The organism is Bacillus sp. Xin1, assembly GCF_013314535.1.
Classification (GTDB): Bacteria; Bacillota; Bacilli; order Bacillales; family Bacillaceae_G; genus Bacillus_A.
In genome coordinates this window covers 355429-378939 of the sequence record NZ_JABUAE010000002.1, presented here as the reverse complement: position 1 = coordinate 378939, position 23511 = coordinate 355429, and the positions used below count along the sequence as shown (strand labels likewise).

Genomic DNA, 23511 nt, shown 5'->3' with positions numbered 1-23511 from the left:
CGTTACACAAAAATTTCTAATTATAGAAGAACGCAATGCGGTTACAATAAGAGTACATTCTTTACAACCCCTGCTTCATCACCCATCTATTATAGCAGGACATGTTCAGCAAAAAAAGGTTTCAAACCCAAAACTGAAACATTTGTATACAAGAAGTAAGAAAAAATAAATTTCCTCCTACCCACATTTCATGTCTGAAGTACATCGTACTTCAGGCATGTTTTTTCTTAGTCGCTTTCCCCCATGCTTACTGATTACAATTCACTCTATCTAAAAACAATAAAGTAAAACTTTAATCAGTGGGGGGTTCTTCATCCCCCACTGATTATTAGCCCTCACTAATCGGGATTTCACGGGCAATTCGGGATAAAAGGGAAAGTATCTTCATCAAAAACAATTGGTAAAAAACATATTACCCGTAAAGAATGTAAACTCCCATTACATAACACTTCAATTTATTCTTCTAATCGATCCAGTAATTCTTCTAACGTTCCTTCATAAAGAGGAACTTTTGGAATAGATTGCATAAATCTTTTTCCATAAAAAGATTTGGTCAAACGACGATCTAACACAAACACAGTCCCAGTATCCGTCATTGTGCGAATTAACCGACCAAATCCCTGCTTAAAGCGAAGAATCGCTTGTGGAAGTGCTAGCTGGGTAAATACATCTTCTCCCTTATTTTTTATCCATTCACTTTTTGCTTCCATCATTGGCTGATTTGGCGGTGTAAACGGCAGCCGAACAATAACAAGACAGCTTAATGCATCTCCAGGAATATCAATGCCCTCCCAAAAACTACTTGTGCCTAACAAAATCGACTTATCAAACTCTTGAAATTTCCGAACTAAGCGACTCCGACTACGATTATGAACACTTTGCGTTAATAATACAAAATCATCTAATTCTTCCGCTCGCTTTAAATGTGTATATGTTTCCTTCATCATTTCATATGATGTAAATAAAATAAGCATTCTCCCATTTGTTGCTTTAGCAATCTTTGTAATATGATGTGATATTTCTCTTATATACACATCCTCACTTACTTGCTTAATAAGGGGAACATCTGTCGGAACCATTAACTTTACTTGTTCCTCATAATGAAACGGCGATAGAACTGTTAATGTGTCTGGTGCAAAGTCATGTAATCCAAGTTGCTCCTGCATATAATCAAATGTATGATTGACAGTTAATGTCGCCGAAGTAAAAATAACGCTTCGCTTTTTTGCTAAAAAATCATCCGCAAACCTTTCTCCTATATGGACAGGTTGTGCATATAGCACAGTGGAATGGATTGTACCTTTCGTTTCCGTTTCCATCCATGTCACATATGCTGTTTTTTCTAATATAAGCAACTGTAATGAGTCGACCATTTTGCGCAATAATTCAATTAGATGCAAAAATTCACCTGTAACAACATGCATCTCCGATTCGATTTTACTTTGTAATAAGTCCCCCTGTTGCTCTAACGCAGTAAGTATTTTTCTCAATTCGTATACAAAGCGATTTGTTAACTCGGCTATACTTCTCCATAGCTTTCCATCCTCTTGGTCCGCCTTATATCGATAGATAAGCGGCATATTATTTGCCCCTTGTTCTTGCTTTGTTTGTTGGAATATAAATGTACGTAACATTTGAAATAATTCATCGGCATCAAATTTAATTTCCTTCAGCCTATGACTCACCATCCGAAAAGTTGAGCGTGACGAATGGTGAGATTTTTTCATCATTTCATACACCTTTGATAGCACATCATCCGTTTCTAACGTACCAAATCGCGATAAAATCAATTGGAAATACATACACGAAAATTGCTCTCCAAGTGTCCTAGTTGCTGTTTCTTCGATATGATGAGCCTCGTCAAAAATAACATATTCACAAGATGCCAAAAGTGGATCTTCACTAATAAAATCTTGAAATAGTAACACATGGTTTGTAATAACAATATCTGCAAATAACGCTTTATTTTTTGCTCGTTGATAGAAGCAGCGACTAAACCAGTTACTTTGCATAGCGCCTGGGCTATACGTATCACTACAAATACGATCCCACAGTAACTTACCGCCTTCTGGAATATTCAGCTCGTCACGATCACCAGTCTCCGTTTGCAGTAACCATATTAAAATTTTTGCTTTCGTAAGCGCAGCATCATAATTCTTCTCTTCTTCTTGCAATGCGTATTCAAATTTATGTAAGCAAAGGTAGTGTTTTCTTCCTTTTAAGAGGGAAACTTCGAATGGAAATGGTAATATACTTTGCAATAAAGGAATTTCGTTTTCAATCATTTGTTGTTGCAGCTGCACGGTTTGCGTACTAATCACAACCGTCTCTTCTTTTTTCTTTGCAAAATAAATACTTGGAAGCAAATAAGCCAGAGTCTTTCCTGTACCTGTTCCTGCTTCAATTAATGAAAAACGTGAATCTCTTAACGCTGTATATATTTCCTTCATCATTTGCTGCTGACTATCTCTTTTTTCAAAAGTTGACATCTTCAGCTCAAGTTGCTCCATTGACTTATGTAAAAAAGCATCAAATTTAGATGTACTATCATCACCAATTGCTAATGAATAATTTCGTTTTCGAAGCGCAATATTTCGATATACTTCATATTCCTTTTCCTCTGCTGTACCAAGCATCACTTTATTTAAAATATTTTCTGAAATGATATTCGCTATATCACTTTGGAATACATCGCTTAGCTCATATAAAGATTGTAATGTGACAAGTGGTAGTTTTTCTAATTGATTTAGAAATTGTAAAAATAATTCTGCTGTCACAAGAGCATCGCTATCCGCACGATGCGGTTGATCATGTTCCAATTCATGTTTTTTTGCTAAATCACGTAATTTATAGCTATCAGCTGTCGGCAATAAAATTTGTGCCAATTCAACCGTATCAATTTTTGGGCAGTTTACTTCTCCATATCCAGCCTGTTTTAATTCTTCTTTCAAAAAATTCCAATCAAAGTGAACGTTATGTGCAACAAAATAAGCACCATGTAATAGTTCGGCTACCATCGGCGCTACATCGCAAAATAGCGGGGCTTGTTTCACGAGATCTTCATCAATCCCTGTTAATTCTGTAATAAATGGGGGAATCTCTCTCTTCGGGTTAACAAAAGACGAAAAAATTTCCAATATCTCTCCATCTTCTACTACAACAGCTGCAATTTGTGTAATTCTGTCCTTCCCATCTTTCCAGGAGTTCCCTGTCGTCTCTAAATCGACAACGACATAACGCTTACTCATATGTAACACCTCAATTTCTTACCCTTTCAAACAACAAAAATTCATATATTGTTACTATACCACGTTTTATATCATCTTAATGAAAAGATGCGCAAAAAATAAAAGAGCCTGGTTTTGGACAAAAGGCCCTTTCTATTCATTCAAGTATAAAAGTGCAAAGGAATCTTTAATTTGTTCCTGTAATCGGTAAAACGCATGTATCTAGTAGTTTATACTATCAATCAGTTTATTTACACTGTTAATTTGTTCACTAGAACCCTGTCATTTACCTATAGTTTTTTCGTTGATTGATTTACCTAACAACTTCTCGATAATATCTACATTCTATTGATTCATTCTGCAGATTGGACAAGCTTCCTTCTACGGGGTTTTACGTGCTATTATTCCCAATTATCTATTTGCCGCGCCTCTCTGAATCTTGAGATATATGCCTTACTGCTCGTGATAATAAGATAAAATGAAAAGCTATCCCATATGAGATAGCTTTTCATTTTATAAAATCGTACCGGCTTTTTCAGCACCTAACATTTCAATAATTTGATTGTTATCATCTAACACCGCAATTTTGGGTACTTGTTTATATACTTCTTCTCCCGCTACGAGACCGTAACAAATAATAATAACTTTGTCTCCAGGTTGTACAAGCCTTGCAGCTGCACCATTTAAACAAACAACACCACTGCCACGTTCCCCTTTGATTACATACGTCTCTAAGCGAGCTCCATTATTATTATTTACAATTTGTACTTTTTCATTTTCTACAATCTCCACTGCGTCCATTAAATCTTCATCAATTGTAATACTACCTACATAATTTAAATTTGCTTCTGTTACAGTCGCGCGGTGTAACTTTGCTCTCATCATTGTGCGAAACATAGATGACTCCCCCTATTTAACCGTTAATGTAATATTGTCAATTAAACGTGCATGATCAAATTTCACTGCAATTGCAAGAATAATACGTCCCTCAATTGTTTCAATTTCTGTCAAAGTTGGATACGCATATAAATCTGCATAATCAACAACGCCCTGTGTATTTTCCTCAATATATTCTTTCACAAGACTTGTAATCATTTGCGGATTCCGCTCTCCAGCTTCAATTTGTTCCTTCGCTATACATAAGCTACGATATAAATGAGGAGCCTCTGCGCGTTCTCTTTCTGATAAATACACATTTCGAGAGCTTCGTGCTAATCCATCCTCTTCTCTTACAATGTCAACAGGCACTATTGTAACCGGAATATTAAAGTCATTTATAAATCCTTCAATAACGGCAACTTGCTGTGCATCTTTCATACCAAAGTAGGCACGAGTTGGCATTGTAATATTAAATAACTTCATCAAAACAGTCGCAACACCAGCAAAATGAACGGGTCGTTGTTTACCGCATAATACGTCTGTACGCTTGACGACCTCAACTTTTGTTGTCTGTTCTGCCGGGTACATTTCTTCTACACTCGGATAAAATAAGTAGTCAACACCAGCCTCTTTTGCCACTCTTTCATCTCTATCAATATCCCTTGGGTAACGATCTAAATCTTCATTTGGTCCAAACTGTAATGGATTTACAAATACACTTAAAATAACAACTTCATTTTCTTTTCTCGCTTGGCGCAATAAAGTTGCATGCCCTTCATGTAAATACCCCATTGTTGGAACAAAGCCAATTTCTTTCCCACTTGCACGGATTTCGCTCGCAATTTGTTGCATGTCTTGTACTGTTGTTATAATTTTCATCACTGTTTTCCCCCGTATAATGCTACATACTCTTCCTCTTTCATTGTGAATGAATGTTGTTCTTCCGGAAATCGTCCTGTTTTTACTTCAGCAACATATTGCGCGATTCCACGTACAATTTCTTCTTGAACCGAGGTATATTGCTTCACAAATTTTGGAACCCTGCTTACTCCATACGAGATTAAATCATGATAAACAAGTACTTGACCATCCACATCTTTTCCTGCACCAATTCCAATTGTAGGAACTGTTAGCTCATCTGATACTATCTTTGCTAACTGCATTGGTACACATTCTAGTACAATTGCTATCGCTCCAGCTTCTTCACACTTCTTCGCATCTTCCAATAATTTCTTTGCACTTTCAGCATCTTTTCCTTGCACTTTATACCCACCTAGTACCCCAACAGATTGAGGTGTCAAACCAAGATGTGCTACAACAGGAATTCCTGCATTCGTTAAATAGTGAATAATAGATACCACTTCACCTGCGCCTTCCACTTTCACTGCATGTGCTCCACTTTCTTGTACAATACGGCGCGCATTATGCATCGTCTCTGACAATGATACATGATAAGACATAAACGGCATATCTGTTACAACAAAAGTCTCCTTTGCACCGCGGCGAACTGCTTTCGTATGATGTATCATATCCTCTACTGTTACAGGAACTGTGGAATCATATCCAAGGACAACCATTCCGAGAGAATCTCCAACTAAAATCATATCGACTTCAGCTTCTTCCGCTAACTTAGCAGATGGATAATCATACGCTGTAAGCATCGTAATCGGCTCACCTTTCTCTTTCATTTTCAAAAAATCTGTTTTCGTTTTCAAAAATTACTCCTCCTTTATTCAGGAGAGAGGAGATGGCCGAAATCATATAAAAAACCCCTCTGGCCATAAAAGGGCAGAAGGGTTGTGTTAGTCGGCAAAATTCATCCCTCTGTCCCAGTCCGTTGTTGGATCAAGGCAGAATCCAAATTATTTTTCTTCATTGCTTAAAATAATGGTGCAGTTCATCCAGATACTGCCCATATTCGAACTAATTATAGCAAACTAAGAAATGAAATTGCTACATTTTTTTGAAAAAATAATTTTCTACCCTAATACAGTATGTGAAATTTCAAAAATGAAAACGAATATAACATGAATAATAGCTCTATTTCAAGCATCATCCAATGTACAAATAAAAAGAAGCTCCCAAGTAGGAACTTCTCTTTATTTAATTTCTATATCCGCAGAATGAATATGATGAATCTCACCTTTACGGTCTTCTAACATAAGTACACCCTCTGCTGTAATTCCTTTTGCTATACCTGTAATCGTGTCTTTCATCGTTCGAGCTGTAATTTCTTTCCCAATGCTTATCGCATAACTCTCCCATAGAAGTTTAACAACTGAAAAGCCATTCTTTACATATTCTTGATACAACTTTTCCATTTGTAAAAAGATCTGTTGCATAAGTTCCGCTCGAACAATTGGATTTCCTGATTCAATTGCTAAAGATGTTGCAATCTGCTGTATCTCCTCAGCAAAATGTTCTTGCTTCTGATTTGCATTAATTCCAATCCCCATAATCACAGCATTAATTTTATCAGGGTCAGCTTGCATCTCTGTTAAAATGCCGACAGCCTTTTTCCCTTCAATTAAAATATCATTGGGCCATTTAATCCCGACATTCACACCTGTACATTTCTCAATTGCTTGCGCTACACTGACAGCCGCTAATAATGTAAGCTGAGGGGCATGGTGAACAGGAATAGCTGGACGTAAAATAATACTCATCCAAATTCCAGTGCCTTTTGGTGAATGCCATTTTCTACTTAAACGACCGCGACCTGCTGTTTGTTCTTCCGCAACTACAATTGTTCCTTCCGCCGCCCCTTCATATGCAAGCTTGGCTGCAATATGCTGCGTAGATTCAACAGATTCCTCAAAATACACGGTTCTTCCTATAAATTCTGTTTGTAACCCTAATTGGATTTCATTTGCCGTTACTTTATCTGGCTTACTCGCAATTCGGTATCCTAAGCGGCGTACTGCTTCAAGTTCGTATCCTTCGCTCCGAAGATCTTCCATGTGTTTCCAGACAGCAGTCCTCGAACAACCGAGCTTGTCACTAATAGTTTGACCAGATACAAATTCGCCATCTGCTTCAGAAAAAACTTGTAATAATTGCTTTCTTATAGTAGATTGCATCTGTGTAGCCACTCCCTTATTTTCTCTTTCTCATTTTCTAATCGTTCTTGTAAAATTTCTTTCTCAATCTTTTGCAACACTTCTGCAACCCATGGTCCTGGTGTTTTTTCTGTCCAATCTAACAAATCATTACCGCTTACTTTCATTTCTTGACGATTATGAATGGATAGTGAATCAAATAATGACTGTACGTGATTTACAGAAGACATATCATATTTTTCTATAATAGCTTGATATACTCTTTCGGCCATTAATGCAGTATGTAAACCTGTTTTGTATAGAGAAACTGCATCCCATGAATTTGTTTTTCTAAAGCGGATTGCTAATATAACAGCAACAATATCTTTTATTTTTTTATTTGAAAATTTCCATTGACGCAAAAACACAGATGGATGTTCTTCACCGGTGCAATATAGGAAAAATGCCCATGCCTCGATATCAGTTTCAAAAGAATCCCAGTTATATTGCGCGGCTTTTAAAATTCTTTCTTCTGACATTTGTAAATATGGTAAGTGCGTAAATAGTTTCGTCTCTACTAGTTGTTGAAGCCCCTTTACACAATATATACCTGTTAACAGCTTTTCAAACTCAACTGTAATTCTTTCAATCGCTATATGTTCCAGTAAATGCCCATACTTTTCAATCGCACGCTTCGTTTGTTCCTCTAAAGAGAATCCTAAAGTACTAACAAAGCGAATACCACGCATCATACGTAGTGCATCTTCTTGAAATCGATCCGCAGCATTTCCCACTGTTGCAATTTCTTGTTTACGAATTGCATCTTGCCCTCGAAACAAATCAATGATGTCTCCCACTTCATTCATCGCAATCGCATTCATAGTAAAATCTCGTCGTTTTAAATCTTCTTTTAATGAACGAACAAACTGAACACTACTTGGTCTGCGAAAATCTTCATAATCACTCTCTGTTCGAAATGTTGTCACTTCATACGGAACGCCTTCTTGGACAACAATAACCGTACCGTGTTCAAGGCCAACCGGGACATGTCTTGGGAATAAATGCATCACTTCTTCTGGAAGAGCTGATGTTGCGATATCAATATCACCAATTGGTCTATTGATAATAAAATCACGCACACTTCCTCCAACAAAATATGCTTCATGCCCATGTTGTTTCAATGTCTCAATAATTGCTCCTGCTTGTTTAAATCGTTTCATTTTTGTCATCCCTTAGTATGTCATAATAAATCGCCTCATATTGTGAAACGATATTTTCTGAACGAAATTGCTCATATACTGCTTTCATCGCTTGCTCTGCCATATTTCGATGAAGCTCTTTATTTTTAAGCAGTTGTATCGCTTGTTTTGCTATACCTATAGTATCACCGACTTCGCAAATGTATCCTGTTTCACCATGTTTAATAACCTCTGGAATGCCCCCAACCCTTGTTCCAATGCATGGCACACCACAAGCCATTGCTTCTAGTAAAACAAGACCAAAACTTTCTTTTTCTGATAATAGTAACATTAAGTCACTCATGGCAAGAAGCTCTGCAACATTATCCTGTTTTCCTAAAAACAAAACATGTTCTTCAATATGTAAGCTTTTCACCAACTGTAAAATTGTACAAAATTCTGGTCCATCACCAACAAGTAATAATTTCGCATCCACTTCTTTTACAATTTTAGCAAATGACTGGACAACATCTTGTACACGCTTGACCTTGCGAAAATTCGAAATATGAATTAATACCTTTTCATCTTCACGTATGCCATACTCTTTTTTTAGTTGGGACATATCTCTCTTAAAATAGACACGCTCATCAATAAAATTATATACCGTCTGAATTTCTTTATTTGGTTTTACAAGCTCATTCGTTTCTCGAATCAATGAGTGTGATACAGCTGTAACAACATCAGATTGCTCAATACCAAACCGTATTAAATTATTTAGTGAAGGATCTGAACCAAGTACAGTAATATCCGTTCCATGTAACGTCGTAACGATTTTAATATCGTCTCCAATCATTTGCTTCGCTAAGTATGCACAAATTGCATGTGGTATCGCATAGTGCACATGTAAAATATCCAAGTTTTCTCTCTGTGCAACCTCTGCCATTTTACTTGCTAATGCTAAATCGTAAGGTGGATATTGAAAAACAGAATACTGATTTACCGTTACTTCATGAAAATAAATGTTTGGATATACTTTATTTAACCGGAATGGAACCCCAGAGGTAATGAAGTGAATTTCATGTCCTCGTTCAGCTAATTGCTTTCCAAGTTCCGTTCCCACAACTCCAGAACCACCTACAGAAGGATAACATGTAATACCTATTTTCAATTTCATTTACATCCCCCTATTAAATCAGCATGTAATAGAACTGGCTTCTTACTCATAAATCCTTCAGCATACATAACCCCAACTTCTTTTCCAAACATTTTCTCACGAGCGATTACTGTTTCAACATATCCTTCTGTTAATGGCGTCTTCACACCATCACTTCCCGTTGTAAACTGACTTTCATACGCTTCTAACGCTGCTAATTTTTCAGAAAGCTGTTCACTAATATCTATACAGAAATTCGGTTTATGAAAACCATTAATCATATAATAATAAAAAGATTGCGTGCGGTGTGGCGGAAATTCCGGCATATATTTACGAACACCCGCTGAAAATATCGCTTCTTCTACAAGTTTTGCACAATTCGCATGATCTGGGTGACGATCCTCATAATAGGGTGCAAAAATTAGCGCCGGCTTATATGTACGAATAATCTTTACGATCTCACGAATATATTCTTCCTTCATATACAAACCACGGTCCGGCATCGCTAAATTAATTCGCTTTTCAACTCCCATAATGCGAGCAGCTTCCTGCGCTTCTTTTTTTCTTAATTCTACCGTTCCATTTGAAGATAGATCAGCTTCTGTTAAATCACAGATGCCAACTTTATATCCTTGTTTCGTATATTTGGCAATGGTGCCTGCCATGCCGATTTCAACATCATCGGCATGGGCACCAAACGCTAATATATGTAATCCACTCATAGTTGTTCCCCTCATTTTCTTAACTTTCGGTAGTCTAAATCTCCCCGATTTAATGCATGCATTAACATTTCTGCACTTGCCATGTTCGTTGCGAGCGGAATCGCATACACATCACATAAACGAAGCAATGCATTTACATCTGGCTCATGTGGTTGTGCCGTTAGCGGATCCCGGAAAAAAATTACCATGTCTAAATCATTTTTGGCAATCATTGCACCAATCTCTTGGTCACCGCCAAGAGGACCAGATTGATATCTTGTAACTGCTAAACCAGTCGCTTCCATAATACGAAGACCTGTTGTTCCTGTTGCGAAAAGTTCATGTTGTTCAAAAATTGGTTTATATGCGTATGCAAACGAAACCATATCATCTTTCTTTTTGTCATGTGCAATTAAGGCAATTTTCATCCGTTGTCTCTCCCCTTAGTCAATGATATTCTCTAAACCGTATACAAGATGATCAAGGTTCATTACTGTCTCAATAGATAATTTTACTCCAGACATAAATGACGCTCGGTTAAATGAGTCATGACGAACTGTTAGCATCTGTCCATCTCCACCGAACAATACTTCTTGATGTGCAATAAGCCCTGGTAAACGCACACTATGAATATGAATACCATCCACATTCGCACCACGTGCTCCTTTTAATTGTTCTGTTTCATTTGGATGACCTTGTTGTTTTGGTTCACGGCTTTGACGAATTAAATCTACCGTTTTGACAGCTGTACCTGATGGTGCATCTAATTTTTGATCGTGATGTAATTCAATCACTTCAACATCTTGGAAATATTTTGCTGCCATTTGAGAAAACTTCATCATAAGTACTGCACCGATTGCAAAGTTTGGAGCAATAATGGTACCAACTTGTTTTTCTTTTGCAGTGTTTGTTAAATGCTGAAGTTCTTCTTCTGTAAACCCTGTCGTACCGATAACAGAACGAAGACCACGTTCAACAGCAAGTGTAACGTGTTTTTTTCCTACTTCTGGCGTTGTTAAATCTAGTAATACATCTGCTTCTACTTCATTTAAACAAGTATGTAAATCCGCATAGATTGGTGCATCTAATGCAGGCATTCCAGCAAGATTGGAAATTTTTTCACCACCGTGCTTATAATCAACTGCTGCTACTAATTGAAAATGTGGTGTTCTTTCCATAAGAAGGACTGCCTCCTGCCCCATACGTCCTCTTGGCCCTGCAATAATTACTTTAATATTTTCCATTATTCTTTCTCTCCCTCGTCAATACGTGTCCAGCGATCTTTATCACGTGTATTAAATTTATTCATCACAGTGTTATGTGCTGTTTCTAAATCAATATGTAAGCTATTTGCCATACAGATCATAACAAATAATACATCTCCAAGCTCTTCTTCAATTGTTCTCTCTTTTTCAGTTATTTTCTTTGGTTTCTCACCATAATAATGATTCACTTCTCTTGCAAGTTCACCCATCTCTTCTGTCAAACGAGCCATCATTGCAAGTGGACTAAAATAACCTTCTTTAAATTGACTAATATACGCATCTACTTCTTGCTGCATATCTTTCATCGTTTTTTGTTCCATGTTGTTCACCTCTAATCCTTCCTCTTTCATGTTAGCCAATTCATCGCGATTTGACAAATATTATTCCACTTCTATCCCTATTTGCCACGTTTTTTTGGATAGACTATAATAAAGTGAAACTTTCTTTTGCAAACGCTCTTCTTGCAAAAGATTAGTTGAACCAATTGGGCTCTTACGGATGGTCCGCCCTTTCTTCTTGGCTTTTTCTTCTACCAACCGTTTGAGCGGGGTAAAGTGAAACTTCTTTTCAAAATGCTCTTCCTTATAAAAGATTACCTATCAACATTTACAATCATACAAGTGACTTACTATTCTTATTTTGTTTCTTTGTCATGAGTTATTTCAATAGAACGAAGGAACGATTACATATTAGGGGGCTTACTACATGAAAACCAACTTAAAAATTCAAAACATTATATTTATTTTGCTCGGTTCGGCTATCTTCTCTTTTGGTATCGTTAATATTAATATTGAAAACCACTTAGCAGAAGGTGGATTTACAGGCATTACGCTATTATTATATTTTCTATTTTCACTCGACCCCTCTTATACAAACTTAATCTTAAACATCCCTCTCTTTTTCGTCGGTTGGAAATTACTTGGTCGAACAACTTTCCTGTACACATTAATTGGAACATTTAGCGTCTCCTTATTTCTATGGATTTTCCAGCGTTACGAATCATTAAATCTACATTTAAACTTACAAAACGATATGACATTAGCAGCATTGTTCGCCGGAGCATTTATCGGGATTGGACTCGGAATTATATTCAAATATGGAGGAACAACTGGTGGTGTCGATATTATCGCCCGATTAGCACATAAGTATATAGGCTGGAGTATGGGAAAAACAATGTTTATGTTTGATGCTGTTGTCATCGTCGTTTCAATTCTTACATACTTATCGTATCGCGAAGGCATGTATACGTTAGTTGCTGTCTTTATTGGTGCCAAAGTTATTGACTTCATGCAAGAAGGTGCATATGCAGCGAAAGGAGCCACCATTATTTCTGACAAAAATGACGAAATTGCTGCCAAAATTTTATCCGAAATGGAGCGCGGTGCAACTTTCTTGAAAGCAGTTGGTTCCTATACAAAGATTGAACGAAATGTACTTTATTGTGTTGTAGCAAAAAATGAAATCGTAAAATTAAAAAATATTATTACTTCTGTAGATCCCCATGCATTTGTTGCAGTGAGTGACGTACATGATGTAGTTGGTGAAGGATTTACATTAGATGAGAATAAAAACCCTTTACACAATTAAACAGGTAACCTTTCTAAACATATAAATAGGAAAGCTATCGAATCCGATAGCTTTTTACTTTTTAAACCACTATAAAAACTTTTATTATATGTACTTTCTCAACTTTTCTAAATCCTCATAGATCAAATCCAACAAGCTTCTATTATAAAAAATGGATGCTGGATGAAATGTCGGGAAAATATTAAATACCTTTTCAGTCCAAATAAAATCTGTACTTTGATTATTTTTCAATCTTTGTATTGGCTGCTGTAATAATTGTCCATGAACATCAGTAATCTTTTTATTTGATCCCACTAAACGCTTTAATGCAATATTTCCAAGAGCTACAATAACAGGTGCTTGCACATGCTTCATCTCATAATCTAACAAAGGAGCATGCGCAAGTATTTCTCTCTGATTGGGAGTGCGATTGTATTTCTTCTGAACTATTTGTCCACTCCGCTCTCTTTTCTCTCTCCATTTATAAGGCCTACTACGCACAGCACTCGTAATATATACTTCCTCTCTTGTAAGACCGATCCGTTCTAAAAAAAACATTAGCTCCTTACCTGCTCTCCCGCTAAACGGTATTCCGTTATGAATTTCAGTTTCTCCAGGAGCTTCTCCAACAAGCATTAGTTTCGGTTTTTTGGGACCTTGCCCACATAAAAAACCTTCCAATGCATAGTTAGCACTGCGCTCTTTCACCTGCTCCACTAATGAATCTGGATATTGTATTTTCATCACCTTCCCCCATAGTCACTTTACCTATGCTTCTTATTATAACTTTCTTCCTCAAATTCATTACGCTCTCTTTTCTCATTTAAAATCCCTAAATAGATTTCAAAACAAAAAGACTATCGAAATCGATAGTCTTTAGTCATCACTACGTTGCATACCTGTATACATCAGTACTAGACGAAGTAATTCAAATACCGCTACAGCTGCAGCTGCCACGTATGTTAACGCTGCTGCGTTCAATACTTTACGAGCTTGCCCATATTCATCTGTTGATACAATTCCAAGTGCTTCAATTTGCTGCATCGCACGTTTTGAAGCATCAAACTCAACCGGTAATGTTACAAGTTGGAAAACTACACCTGCTGCCATTAAAACAATTCCTAATAACAACAATTTTGACATCGTTGCAAATATACCAATCATAATAAACACCCATGACATATTCGATCCGAAGTTTGCAATAGGAACTAGAGAATGGCGAAAACGCATAAATTTATAATCTTTCGCATCTTGAATCGCATGCCCTACTTCATGGGCTGCTACAGCTGTTCCAGCAACTGAATGACCATAATAGTTATCAGTTGACAAGCGAACCGTTTTAGCTGTTGGATCATAATGATCTGATAAATGTCCTGGCGTTTCTTCTACAGCTACGTTATATAAACCATTTTCATCTAAAATTTTTCGAGCTACTTCCGCTCCTGTCATACCCGATGTTGAATACACTTGCGAATACTTACTATAAGCACTGCGTACTTTTGATTGTGCATACAACGGTATGATCATAATGATCGCGAAATAAACCAAGTAAAAACCCATCATGAACCTCCATTGAAGTCGTAATTATTAGTACTTTCCATTCTATTTTCTTCTTTACACATTGTCAATAAAGAAACCTTACAATTCGTATCTAAATTCGTAACCTTACCGGTTTTTAGAATGTATCCCACTAGTACGTTTTGCTTTCTCTCCCTTATACTTTCTCCAACCGACGTATGTTAATGTGAAGAAAATAAGTCCACCTGTAATTGTCATAAACCATATGAGAGAAGAATCCACTTCATCTTTTTTTGCTGTTTGAAATATTTTTTGTAAATCCTCTTTTATAATTCCTAATTGCGTTTGCCCACTTTTATTTTTTAACATGACGTTACGAAATTCATCCAAATACGATAGATGAGCATTTACACGCTGTGATTGATTTTCTGGCAACGCAATCATTAAACTTGGATAAATCACACCAAATTCATGTAGAAATGTATTTAGCGATTGTTGGAAACGTTCGTCATCTTCTACTTGAAGTGCCTTTTCGACTTTAGCAAAAGCCCCCATAACCCGTCCTTCTCTTTCTATCCAAAGCGGTTGATACTTAGACACTTCCGCATCCACCACCAGTTGTAAGGCCAATACATCATCTATTTTTATTTGACGATCTACACTTTCTTCTCCAAGTGATTGTTGCGCTTTGTCATACGCTAAAGAAATTACCCGAAAATGTATAGGTGTTAGCTCATTCTCTTTTTCATTCTCTCGTAATACAAATTGCTCTGAGAAATGCTGTAATACTTGCGTTGCTTTCTCATATTCTTCTTGTTTTACAAGTTGTAAGGAATCATCTAATAGCCCCGTCAACTCATCCCATTTTTCAGCGTATATACGTACTGGAAGCAATATAATCAGAAATGCTATCATTCCAATTAAGACTCTCTTCATTCCGGTCCCCCCTATAACTACTAGTACAAAATATGTTAAGGTGGACAAGAATAGAACAGAACGAAGCTGAAAAATATTTTATCCCGCTATTTTAGGACAGTAAGACTCCCACCACACAATTCTGCAAAAACAAAGAAGTTAGGCGGGAGATGAACTGTCCGTAAAAGCCCGATTCGTGAGGACTAATAATCAGTGGGAGATAAATGAAACCCCACTTAAAGGTTTTCTTTATGAACTAAGATGGTTCATTGAAGCTCTTTCCTTTTTTCGTAAATAACGATACATAAAATAACAAACAGCGCTACCGCATAAAATGAATAACAAAATGGCACATGCTGCATGCATGAAAAATTGTTCTGGTAACATGAGAATAACGGGATCCTTTTCGCTATCAAATTGCCAATAATCATTACTAAAAAGAAGTTTATGAAATAGAACAAAACTCTTTTCAAAATTAATTATAATGGGTAAAACAAGTGCAATCGGAAATATAATAGTCAAAATTGCGCCATGTAATAAAAATCTTACTTTTCGTTTACGTAATAAATACCATCCGCCCAGTAAAGCAATCATGAGCGCCATACACATTCCATATTGAATGTTCACTAAAATATTTTTCACATCAATAAAATGAATTCTTCCATTTGTTGACATATCTAATGTAGGAAACTGTAATACCCCTTGGTAAAAAGGAGAGAGATACGTAATTAGTGCATCATAATTTTTCTTAATCTCTAACTCTGTCATATTAGCCAAATCTGGTATATTTAAAAAGTTTATATCTGCATAATATAACCATTTTCCGTATACAACAATTGTAGTTGCAAGTGCAAAAATAAAAAATGCTATACAATATGCAACAATGGAATTTATAAAACTATCTAGCACTCTTATCCCTAGCTTATTTTCCTTCATTTATTTTCCCCAATTCTTTATTTAAATTCATAGTGAAAACTGCTTTCGATTCCTTCTCAAACAACAATAATATGTAATAGCTAGCACAACAATACTTAGCCAAAATGTAAAATAACCGATTTGTTCTACGAACAAATGCATGATACCATATCTTGGCATTTGCCAAAACAAATAATCGATTACATCGTTATGTAACGTCCATATACTCACCACAATAAAATGCCATTTTTTTATACGATAAAACGGAGCATACAGTAAACCTTGTACAGCCATTGCAAAATGAGAAAGCACCAACATATACCCAATAAACCCAAGGTCTCCCTTAACCATAAACATAATACCATTTACAACAACAGCCCATATACCATATTTCATTAAGGAAACGATTGCAAAAGCTTCTATTAATCCCCAATTTTTATTGTATAAAAAGGCCAGTAACACAAAAACAAAAAAGAAACTTGCAATCGGACTATCAGGAACAAATGGCCAAAATATAACTGAAGTTTCCATCAGTTGATCTCCATACCAAATAAATCCATATATTGTCCCTAAAATGTTAGTAATAAGCAAACATAATAAAACGGAACGTTGCCTTAATACAGCATACAAATAAGCCAATCTACCTGTACAACACCTTTCAACTATAGTAGTTCTTTATTACATCAAAATGTACTTATATATTATACCAAACTTTTTCTTCTAAATAGAAAAGCTGACTACAAAAATTGTAGTCAGCTCTCTCTTATTTTTTATTATATTTCGCAATGAACTCTGAAAGTTTTTTTAGCTCTTCATCCGTGCCTTTAAATACCCCTTTAGGCATTGCACCTTTTCCATCTTTCGCAATCTTTGCAATTTCCTCTGGTTTTAACGTTAAGTTTTGTAGTGCCGGCGCTGCAGCACCACCTTGTAAGTTATCACCGTGACATGTTAAACACGTATTTTTTTGCAAAAGTTTATAACCTTCTTCATTTTTATCAACTTGAACCGTTTTAACAATCGCACCTTGTTTTTTTGCAGCTTCCCAGTCGTGATGCGCCACAGATTCCCATGTTAAAAAGATGATAGAAGCAATTGCTAGAAGCATAAATCCAGTTGCAACTGGACGTTTCAATGGACGTCTTTCAGGACCTCGATCGAGAAATGGTGCCAATAACAATGCTCCAAATGCAATCCCTGGCATAATAAACGCGCCAATTACAGTAAACGGACCTGATGCATATGAGTATTTTAACAATTGATATAAAAATAAGAAGTACCAGTCTGGAAGTGGTATATATCCTGCATCTGTAGGATCCGCCATTCTCTCAAGTGGTGACGGGTGCGCCACCGTTAAACATAAATAACCGATTAAAAAAACCGCACCAACCATCCATTCTTTCAATAAGAAGTTCGGCCAAAACGCTTCTGTTTTCCCTGGGTATTCAGAATAATCTTTCGGGATATTCGGTTTACGTGCAACAGGTACTCGTGAATCTCCCACAAACTTCATCCCTTTGCCGCGATGCATAATCTCCCTCCTTCAATTCAGTTTTTCTCCTATTCTTTTAAATTAGCAATCTCTTATAGCGGACCAGAAATACCTTGTTTGCGAATCATGATGAAGTGGAAGGCCATTAAGCCTAGAAGTGCTGCTGGTAAGAAGAAGACGTGAATAGCAAAGAAGCGAGTTAATGTTTGAGCCCCGACAATTTCGGAATGACCAGCAAGTAATGTTTTAATATAAGGGCCGATAAGCGGTGTTTGCTCCGCGATTTGAATCCCTACTTTTGTTGCAAATAACGCTTTCATATCCCATGGTAATAAATATCCGGTAAAACCAAGACCTAACATAACAAAGAAAATAAGAACACCGACAATCCAATTTAATTCACGAGGTTTCTTATATGCACCTTGGAAGAAAACCCTAAGTGTATGTAAAAACATCATTACAATTACAAGGCTGGCACCCCAATGATGCATGCCACGAACAATTTGCCCATATGCAACTTCATTTTGTAAATAATAAACGGATTCCCAAGCATTTTTAATATCAGGCACATAATACATTGTTAAAAACATACCTGATAAAATTTGAATCACAGTGACGAAGAATGTTAGCCCTCCAAAGCAATAGACAAATGCTGAAAAGTGATGCGCTGGGTTTACATGCTCTGGCACTTCATGGTCTGCAATATCACGCCATATTGGTGTAATATCCAGCCTCTCGTCCACCCAATCATAAATTTTATTTAGCATCTATTTCGCACCCCCTTGTGGCTTTGCTTTACCTAGATAAAGCGTTCCATCCTTTACTTTTGCTTCATACAAATCAAGCGGTGCGAGCGGTGGAGTCCCCTTCACATTCACACCATCTTTCGTATAACGCCCCGCGTGACAAGGACAAAAGAATTGATTTGGATGACTCTTGTCCGAATTCCAGTTTACCGTACATCCTAAATGTTTACACACCGGAGATAATGCTACAATGTCGCCGCTTTCATTTTTATACACCCACGCTGATTTTGGTTCTTCTGACTTATACCAACCATCAACTTGTTTCACTTTAAAGTCGAAGCGTTTTGGTTCTGCTGAAATCTCTTTCACTTGTGCAACAGCAACCATATCTCCCCCTGCTTCTTTCCTTAAAACTGGATCAAGTGCAAAACGCGTCATCGGCATTAAAATTCCAGCTGCCATAAAACCTCCTACACCTGTAAGCGTGTAGTTCAAAAATTGTCTTCTTGACACACGATGTTCTTTCTCGCTCACGAAAATTTCCCCCCTCTATCAGAAATTGTCCCCTCGTGACAAAACAGTATAAAAATAAAAACTAGGACACTATCATGATATAATACCCACATGCGCAGGTCAATATCATACTACTCATAATCATAAGAACTATCTGCTTATTTTTTATTTTCCCACTTTTCTGTCAATAAAACCATTATATTTTTTACATGCGCATGAATTACTTCTCTTTTTGCTTGATCGCTAAACTCTTCTAGTGATAAAGCAGGTAACCAAAATAAATGACCTGACAATGCAGTTTCAGCCTCTTTCCATGAAAAGTCACTTGTAACATAAGCAATATGTTTTAATCCTTGCTCTTGTAAGTGATTTGTCCAATCTTGCAGACGCCCTAGCTCCCTCTTTTGTTGTTCAAGTAAATAAGTAAACGGAGGTAGTAGAAACACCCTTCCTTTATATTCTCTTTCTAACTCCCTACTTAAAGTTTCAATAAATTCCCCTTGTTCTACAATACTCTTCATTTCTTTTGTTACTGAAATAGAAAGAAGGGGTATAATACCAGTATCCACATACTCTCTAGCTTGTTCAAATTGCTCTGCATCTTTTACAACCCATTTCACCATAATTCCCCCCTTTACCTAGTATTCCTTTTTCAAATGACAGAACTTTCACTTTATATCTATTAAACCATACTAAAACAGGTAAAAAAAGAAAAACTACCCAATATAGGTAGTTTTTCTTTAAACGGTCGGAAAATTGTCAAAATTAACATTCCTTATAAACTTTTCAATTCCTCTGTTAACTTACAAAAAGCTTCCTTATCCTGCTTGTCGAGCGCTTCATCAATTTGTTTTAAAAGTCGATCCCTTCGAAATGAAAATACACTCTCTTCTAAAAATCGTTCTGCAAGTAAACGATCTTTTTCATTTACTTCAATATGCTTTGGTAAATATGGATTTTCTTCTAATACCGCTACATAATTTGCATTTTGGAACGATGATTTAAAATTAAGTTGAATATAAATATCCTCATCCCGATTTAAACGAATGTCATGAAACGATTTTTCTGCATCCGTCGTCATAACATTTTGTTTAAAGAAGTGAAACGGTGTATCTTTCACGCAATTCGCTGACATCACTAAGCCACGAGGGCAATATTTTGCATGTTCTACGAAGTGGACTTTGTGCATTAATTGGTCATGACTCATTAAATAATTTAAAATCCATACACATTCACGCTGTTTCAGTTGATAATTGTTTAAAAACCATTTTACGAAATCCTTCTTCTCGTTTACAGAAACAGGGGTATTCATAGCGCTTAGTCCCTCCTCTGTCTTTCTTTTTTCTTATTTTTTAAATTCAAGAAGCAGCATTCACTTTCCTTCCAACTTATGAAAAATCCTCTAAATTATATAGCAATTCTTCGATGTGAATTTGTGTCGGGTCCAGTTGTAATAAGCGTGTAAATACTTCTTTCGCTTCTTTTCGTAACCCTTCTTCTAATAAGAAATAACCGTACTCTTCCAAGAAATCTGGATGATTCTTAAAAGAAGTATATGCACTCTCATAGTGTTTTAATGCATCAGAATACATTTCTAATTGTTTTTTAGCAAATGCCAAATCCCAAAGTAATTGTGTATCTTGCTCTCCACTGTCCATTGCATTTTCTACAACAGCGATTAACTCTTCATATTTTTCTTGTTCTTTTAAGATATATGCATATTTTAATATCGCACCTAAATGTCCCGGGTCAAGCTGCAATGCTTTTTGAAGCAATTCTTCAGCTTCTCCTAATTTCCCTATCTTCGCTGCAATATTTGCAAGTTCTACATAAAGTGGCACGGATAACTCATCAATTTTAATGCCTTCATGAAGTGTTTCATAGCTTTCTTGAAGCATTCCTTCTTTTTCATAGCATTTAGCTAAATACATATATAACGATGCATATTCTGGATCTAATTCTTTTAATTCTTGCCAAGCTCCAATCGACCTTTGATACTCTTCACCTTGATAAAGTGTAAATGCATAGCCAAATAAAGAATGAATATCTTTCTGTTCTTCTAATCCTTCTTCATAATATGTAATTGCTTCTTCCCAGTTTCCAATTGCACTTAGCGTTTCAGCTAGGCGTAGGGCAATCACAACACCACCCATTACTTTGTGCTCAGAAAGTAATGACTGATAATAAGCAATCGCTTTTTGCTCTTCACCTTTACTGCTATAAAGTTCCGCTAGTCCAAAAGTAATAACAGACTCTTCTGGCATCATTTCTTTTGCTTTTAATAGTTTTTGCTCTGCAACATCATCGAACCCCTGCATTTGGAATAGATCCGCCACAAGTAATAAAGATTGGACATATAGTTCATCATCTTCAGGGATATCATGGAGTACTTCGATTGCCTCATCTTCTTTATCTAAATCAATATATAATTCTGCTAAAAATATGGTAAACTCGCTTTCTTCGGGATATAACAACCGTAAATCTTCTGTAATCGCTAGCGATTCATCAATAAATCCAAGTGTATGGTAGTAACGAGCAATATCATATTTCTCTTCGTCCGTCCCTTGTTTTACCAATTCTTTTAATTGTTCTAACCCTTTTTCTGCTTCGCCGTTTTCAATGCAAGAAACAGCCTGTTCAAACTTTTGCATAAATGTCTCCTTTAACTCTTATAATATTCTCTTCTGTTCATTAATCATAAACAACAGTCGTCATGTAAGCAACTAAAAGGCTGCAGAAAAGAATCTTTCCAAACTGAAAAGATTCTTTTACTTCACAGAGATTCTAATTGCTCAAAAAAATTCGGATAGGATACAGCGACTGCATCACTATTTTCAATTTGTATGTATATATCTTTATTGTACTTCTTTTTTTCTTCATCGTGCAAATATGTTTATTCTAAAAGAAAACGACTCCTATTAATAGGAGCCGCTACCATTTTTAAGAATATGTCTCTTCTTTCTTTACAAGTTCCGTAAGTAATTCAATAATCTCAGCATTTTCTTCTTTTAAACCAACTGTAATACGAATACCGTCAGGCAAACCAAACGCAGCGCCTGAACGAACAATATACCCTTTTCGCATTAATCTCTCAAATGCTTCGTTACCAGGAATTCCGAGCTTTAAGAAGATGAAATTTGTTTGTGATGGATAATAGAAAACGCCGTACTCCTTACAGAATGTATAATATTGATTTAATCCTTCGGCATTTTGCTTCACACACTCTTGTAAAAACGCCTGATCTTCTATTGCAACTGAGGCTACAGCTTGCGCAATAGTCGACGTATTAAATGGTAGTCTTGCTACTTCTAATTGCTGTATAAGTTTTTCATTCCCTACAGCATAACCAATACGAAAAGCAGCTAAACCATATGCTTTTGAAAATGTACGTAGCACCATAAGGTTTTCATACTCTTCAAGAAGCGGTAATGTTTGCGGATAATCTTCTGCTCCTGCATATTCATAGTATGCTTCATCCATAATGACAAGGGTCCTTTTCGGAACTGCCTCTAAAAATGAAAGTAATTTTTGTTTTTCTACATATGTTCCTGTTGGATTATTTGGATTACAAATCCATACAATTTGTGTTTTCTCATCAATTTTCTCAAGCATCGCATCCAAGTCGTGAATACCATCCTTGAGTGGCACTTCACGAACCTCTGCTCCTTCAATCACAGCATGATGGTAGTATTGTGAAAATGTTGGGTTCGCCATTACAACATTTGTACCTTTATGTAATAAAGCACGGCTAATCATTTGAATGACTTCATCTAATCCACTACCAAACAAAAGTTGTTCTACTTTCACATGAAGGTGCGCAGCTACTTTTTCACGAAGTTCAAAAGCTGCTCCATCTGGATATAAAGCATATTGCGTACCTAAGGAAGCTAAAGCCTCCGTTACACGTTTTGAACAACCAAATGGGTTTTCATTAGATGCTAATTTCACAATTTTGGATAATCCATATTCTCTTTTTACTTCTTCAATGTTTTTGCCAGGTACATATGCTTTCAAAGTTAACAATTGCTCTTTTACTCTCATTTTGATTCCCCCTGTCATTCTATTAGATCAGGCCGAAGTATAGTTGCCTTTTCTACACACATACTTTACTTCATACTGTACTTTTTTGTCATGACTGTCATCATTACACGAATACATTTCTGCAAAGCATTCGGTACTTCTATTTCTTTCACGCATATCACCGGTACATATGTAAATCCTTCTAAACGTCTTAATGCCACTGCAGGAAAACTAGCATTAAAGTCGTAGAAATTAAAACCGACACGATATCAGTAGGGAAGACTTCATTTTCATTTACGATTTTGTTTGCTAAATGCTCTGTTGCAGTTAATATCTCTTCGGATTTATTATGTTCGACTGTAATCGCGCCCGCGTATTGCGCGAA

At 36.4% G+C, this 23511-nt stretch carries 24 protein-coding genes and 1 pseudogene; 1 reads left to right on the top strand and 24 read right to left on the bottom strand.

Features of this window, described 5'->3' with window-relative positions; translation table 11 throughout:
• Positions 1-455: 455 nt before the first annotated feature.
• From dinG to HRG09_RS05025, 11 genes are all read right to left on the bottom strand, one after another.
• The gene (gene dinG, locus HRG09_RS05075) at positions 456-3248 is read right to left on the bottom strand and encodes an ATP-dependent DNA helicase DinG (RefSeq protein WP_174099650.1); all 2793 of its coding nucleotides are present in this window, start codon (positions 3246-3248) and stop codon (positions 456-458) included.
• A gap of 492 nt (positions 3249-3740) precedes the next feature.
• Positions 3741-4124: an aspartate 1-decarboxylase gene (gene panD, locus HRG09_RS05070; protein WP_000490174.1), complete on the bottom strand. Its 384-nt coding sequence runs from the start codon at positions 4122-4124 to the stop codon at positions 3741-3743.
• A 12-nt stretch (positions 4125-4136) separates the two neighbouring features.
• Positions 4137-4985 carry a pantoate--beta-alanine ligase gene (gene panC, locus HRG09_RS05065; protein ID WP_174099649.1) on the bottom strand — a complete coding sequence of 283 codons (849 nt, stop codon included), beginning with the start codon at positions 4983-4985 and terminating at the stop codon, positions 4137-4139.
• Positions 4985-5821 carry a 3-methyl-2-oxobutanoate hydroxymethyltransferase gene (panB, locus tag HRG09_RS05060; protein ID WP_174099648.1) on the bottom strand — a complete coding sequence of 279 codons (837 nt, stop codon included), beginning with the start codon at positions 5819-5821 and terminating at the stop codon, positions 4985-4987. Before panB ends, panC begins: the two co-directional genes overlap by 1 nt.
• A gap of 384 nt (positions 5822-6205) precedes the next feature.
• On the bottom strand, positions 6206-7186 hold the full coding sequence (locus HRG09_RS05055) for a biotin--[acetyl-CoA-carboxylase] ligase (protein ID WP_174099647.1): 981 nt from the start codon (positions 7184-7186) through the stop codon (positions 6206-6208).
• Positions 7171-8364 (bottom strand): CCA tRNA nucleotidyltransferase, encoded by a 1194-nt coding sequence (locus HRG09_RS05050; RefSeq protein ID WP_174099646.1) that lies wholly within the window; start codon positions 8362-8364, stop codon positions 7171-7173. The genes HRG09_RS05055 and HRG09_RS05050 overlap by 16 nt, the downstream gene beginning before the upstream one ends.
• Positions 8351-9496, bottom strand: a complete 1146-nt coding sequence (gene bshA, locus HRG09_RS05045; RefSeq protein ID WP_174099645.1) for an N-acetyl-alpha-D-glucosaminyl L-malate synthase BshA — start codon at positions 9494-9496, stop codon at positions 8351-8353. Before bshA ends, HRG09_RS05050 begins: the two co-directional genes overlap by 14 nt.
• Positions 9493-10197 (bottom strand): bacillithiol biosynthesis deacetylase BshB1, encoded by a 705-nt coding sequence (bshB1, locus tag HRG09_RS05040; RefSeq protein WP_174099644.1) that lies wholly within the window; start codon positions 10195-10197, stop codon positions 9493-9495. The genes bshA and bshB1 overlap by 4 nt, the downstream gene beginning before the upstream one ends.
• Before the next feature lie 11 nt (positions 10198-10208).
• Positions 10209-10604, bottom strand: a complete 396-nt coding sequence (mgsA, locus tag HRG09_RS05035; protein WP_017152496.1) for a methylglyoxal synthase — start codon at positions 10602-10604, stop codon at positions 10209-10211.
• Positions 10605-10619: 15 nt separating this feature from the next.
• On the bottom strand, positions 10620-11420 hold the full coding sequence (gene dapB, locus HRG09_RS05030; protein WP_174099643.1) for a 4-hydroxy-tetrahydrodipicolinate reductase: 801 nt from the start codon (positions 11418-11420) through the stop codon (positions 10620-10622).
• Entirely contained in the window at positions 11420-11761 is a 342-nt protein-coding gene (locus HRG09_RS05025; protein WP_174099689.1) for a nucleotide pyrophosphohydrolase, read from the bottom strand. Before HRG09_RS05025 ends, dapB begins: the two co-directional genes overlap by 1 nt.
• 385 nt (positions 11762-12146) lie before the next feature.
• On the opposite strand from HRG09_RS05025, the gene HRG09_RS05020 reads away from it, so the two are divergent.
• Positions 12147-13028 carry a YitT family protein gene (locus HRG09_RS05020; protein WP_174099642.1) on the top strand — a complete coding sequence of 294 codons (882 nt, stop codon included), beginning with the start codon at positions 12147-12149 and terminating at the stop codon, positions 13026-13028.
• An 84-nt stretch (positions 13029-13112) separates the two neighbouring features.
• Here the strand turns inward: HRG09_RS05020 and HRG09_RS05015 are convergent, their stop codons facing one another.
• The 13 genes and pseudogenes from HRG09_RS05015 to HRG09_RS04955 form a co-directional block, all read right to left on the bottom strand.
• A complete protein-coding gene (locus HRG09_RS05015) occupies positions 13113-13754 on the bottom strand; it encodes a uracil-DNA glycosylase (protein WP_174099641.1) in 642 nt (213 codons plus the stop codon).
• A gap of 129 nt (positions 13755-13883) precedes the next feature.
• Positions 13884-14567 (bottom strand): zinc metallopeptidase, encoded by a 684-nt coding sequence (locus tag HRG09_RS05010; RefSeq protein ID WP_174099640.1) that lies wholly within the window; start codon positions 14565-14567, stop codon positions 13884-13886.
• Positions 14568-14672: 105 nt separating this feature from the next.
• Positions 14673-15461, bottom strand: coding sequence for a sporulation protein YpjB (gene ypjB / locus HRG09_RS05005; RefSeq protein ID WP_174099639.1), 789 nt, complete (start codon positions 15459-15461; stop codon positions 14673-14675).
• 228 nt (positions 15462-15689) lie between these two features.
• Positions 15690-16376, bottom strand: coding sequence for a lipoprotein intramolecular transacylase Lit (lit, locus tag HRG09_RS05000; RefSeq protein ID WP_174099638.1), 687 nt, complete (start codon positions 16374-16376; stop codon positions 15690-15692).
• 27 nt (positions 16377-16403) lie between these two features.
• The gene (gene lhaT / locus HRG09_RS04995; RefSeq protein WP_174099637.1) at positions 16404-16994 is read right to left on the bottom strand and encodes a lipoprotein heptaprenylglyceryl N-acetyltransferase LhaT; all 591 of its coding nucleotides are present in this window, start codon (positions 16992-16994) and stop codon (positions 16404-16406) included.
• 124 nt (positions 16995-17118) lie between these two features.
• Positions 17119-17886: a menaquinol-cytochrome c reductase cytochrome b/c subunit gene (gene qcrC / locus HRG09_RS04990; protein ID WP_174099636.1), complete on the bottom strand. Its 768-nt coding sequence runs from the start codon at positions 17884-17886 to the stop codon at positions 17119-17121.
• 53 nt (positions 17887-17939) lie between these two features.
• Positions 17940-18614, bottom strand: coding sequence for a menaquinol-cytochrome c reductase cytochrome b subunit (gene qcrB, locus HRG09_RS04985; RefSeq protein ID WP_000932700.1), 675 nt, complete (start codon positions 18612-18614; stop codon positions 17940-17942).
• The gene (locus HRG09_RS04980) at positions 18615-19127 is read right to left on the bottom strand and encodes a QcrA and Rieske domain-containing protein (protein ID WP_174099635.1); all 513 of its coding nucleotides are present in this window, start codon (positions 19125-19127) and stop codon (positions 18615-18617) included.
• A gap of 137 nt (positions 19128-19264) precedes the next feature.
• The gene (locus HRG09_RS04975) at positions 19265-19729 is read right to left on the bottom strand and encodes a YpiF family protein (RefSeq protein ID WP_174099634.1); all 465 of its coding nucleotides are present in this window, start codon (positions 19727-19729) and stop codon (positions 19265-19267) included.
• Between the two features lie 152 nt (positions 19730-19881).
• Complete coding sequence (locus HRG09_RS04970) at positions 19882-20418, bottom strand: ReoY family proteolytic degradation factor (RefSeq protein WP_174099633.1); 537 nt, start codon at positions 20416-20418, stop codon at positions 19882-19884.
• Between the two features lie 76 nt (positions 20419-20494).
• Complete coding sequence (locus HRG09_RS04965) at positions 20495-21757, bottom strand: tetratricopeptide repeat protein (RefSeq protein ID WP_174099632.1); 1263 nt, start codon at positions 21755-21757, stop codon at positions 20495-20497.
• A gap of 289 nt (positions 21758-22046) precedes the next feature.
• Positions 22047-23147 carry a histidinol-phosphate transaminase gene (gene hisC / locus HRG09_RS04960; RefSeq protein ID WP_174099631.1) on the bottom strand — a complete coding sequence of 367 codons (1101 nt, stop codon included), beginning with the start codon at positions 23145-23147 and terminating at the stop codon, positions 22047-22049.
• A 65-nt stretch (positions 23148-23212) separates the two neighbouring features.
• Positions 23213-23460, bottom strand: a pseudogene (locus HRG09_RS04955) (chorismate mutase).
• Between the last annotated feature and the right edge of the window lie 51 nt (positions 23461-23511).